Origin of the sequence: Salinivibrio socompensis S35, from assembly GCF_000513715.1 — a bacterium.
Taxonomy (GTDB): domain Bacteria; phylum Pseudomonadota; class Gammaproteobacteria; order Enterobacterales; family Vibrionaceae; genus Salinivibrio; species Salinivibrio socompensis.
In genome coordinates this window covers 1-1,592 of sequence record NZ_AQOD01000254.1, presented here as the reverse complement: position 1 = coordinate 1,592, position 1,592 = coordinate 1, and the positions used below count along the sequence as shown (strand labels likewise).

1 protein-coding gene and 1 pseudogene are annotated in these 1,592 nt (G+C 51.1%); both read left to right on the top strand.

What is annotated here, in order from left to right:
• Positions 1–395, top strand: a pseudogene (locus DZ54_RS0117530) (IS3 family transposase); the annotation flags it as partial.
• Between the two features lie 11 nt (positions 396–406).
• Positions 407–1,462: an IS3 family transposase gene (locus DZ54_RS0117525; RefSeq protein WP_025675531.1), complete on the top strand. Its 1,056-nt coding sequence runs from the start codon at positions 407–409 to the stop codon at positions 1,460–1,462.
• Positions 1,463–1,592: the final 130 nt, after the last annotated feature.

Genomic DNA, 1,592 nt, shown 5'->3' with positions numbered 1-1,592 from the left:
CAACGTTGTACAATTGGCGCAGTAAACTCCGTTCCGAAGGTAAACCCGTGCCAGGACATCAAAAAAACACCGAGCAGTGGTCAGCTGAAGCCAAGTTCGCCACCGTCATGGAAACCGCCAGCCTATCAGAAGCTGAGCTGAGTCAATATTGTCGCGAGCGAGGCTTGTTCCCCGAGCAAGTCAAAGAGTGGAAGCTCGCTTGTATCAGCGGTGCAGGCCAAGCCGAACAATCTAAGAAAGCAGAGCAGACCGCGCGTAAAGCCGATAAAAAGCGCATTCGTGGCTTAGAAACTGAGTTACGTCGCAAAGATAAAGCCCTTGCCGAAACGACAGCGCTACTGGTGTTATCAAAAAAGCTCAAAGTCTTGTACGAGAGCGACAACGAGGAGGGCTAACCTCTCTCGATATGCGCCAGGCCCTGCTACAGCTTTTTGATGAAGCCGTCGCGAATGGCGCACCTCAGTACAAGGCAGCTGAGCTTATGCAGGTACCACAACGTACGTTGCGACGTTGGCGTTCATCACAAGGTCAGGTGCTGCCAGATCTGCGTCCTCTTGCCATTAGAGCCGCACCGAAAAACAAACTGTCCGAGCAAGAGCGTCTGCATATTTTAAAGGTCTGCAATGACGCTGACTACGCCAGTTTACCACCCAGCCAAATCGTACCGCGCCTGGCTGATCAAGGTGAGTACATCGCCAGTGAATCAACAATCTATCGCGTGCTGAAAGCGAATGACCAACTCCACCATCGAGGCAAAGCCAAGCCACCACAGCCAGCGACAGAGCCGACGTCTCATCAGGCGAGTAAGCCGAATGAGATTTGGACTTGGGATATCAGCTATTTACCCTCGAATGTACGTGGCCTGTATTGGTATCTTTATATGATCATCGATATTTACAGTCGGAAAATCGTCGGTTGGGAGGTTCATGACCGTGAATGCGGTACGCTTGCGTCTCAACTCATTGAACGCGCAATACTCAGTGAAGGTTGCTTGGTAAAGCCGCGTTATCTACACGCTGACAATGGCGCGCCGATGAAGTCACTGACCTTACGCGCAAAGCTGGATGAAATGGGTATCCGTACCTCCTTCAACCGCCCTGGTGTCAGTAACGATAATGCATACTCAGAATCATTGTTCCGCACAGCCAAATACCGTCCTAACTACCCGGCGCACGGCTTTGAAGGGCTAAGCGCTGCACGTGAATGGATGTTGAACTTCGTCAACTGGTACAACAATGAACATCGTCATAGCGCGATCAAATTCGTCACGCCAGCGCAAAGACACCGCAATCAGGATCCCCAGGTGTTAGCGAAACGACATGCCATCTATGAGCAGGCAAAAGCCAAGCATCCTGAGCGCTGGGCTAGAGAAACACGTGACTGGACGCCTGTTAGTACAGTCACGCTAAATCCAGGAAACCCAGAAGATAATCAACAAGGCGGTCAAAAAAGAGCCGCTTAATTAGGAAATCTGGTCAACTACCTTGAAATCTACCGCCACTGGCGATATGGGTTTTGCCGAGACCGCTGGCACCGAACAGTAAGATATTAGCGCCATGCCTCAGCCAACTGGGTTGATTAACCAGGCTCAT

Excerpts from the sequence above, each read along its gene's own strand:
- DZ54_RS0117525 (WP_025675531.1), top strand. The coding sequence starts at position 407 with ATGCGCCAGGCCCTGCTACAGCTTTTTGATGAAGCCGTCGCGAATGGC.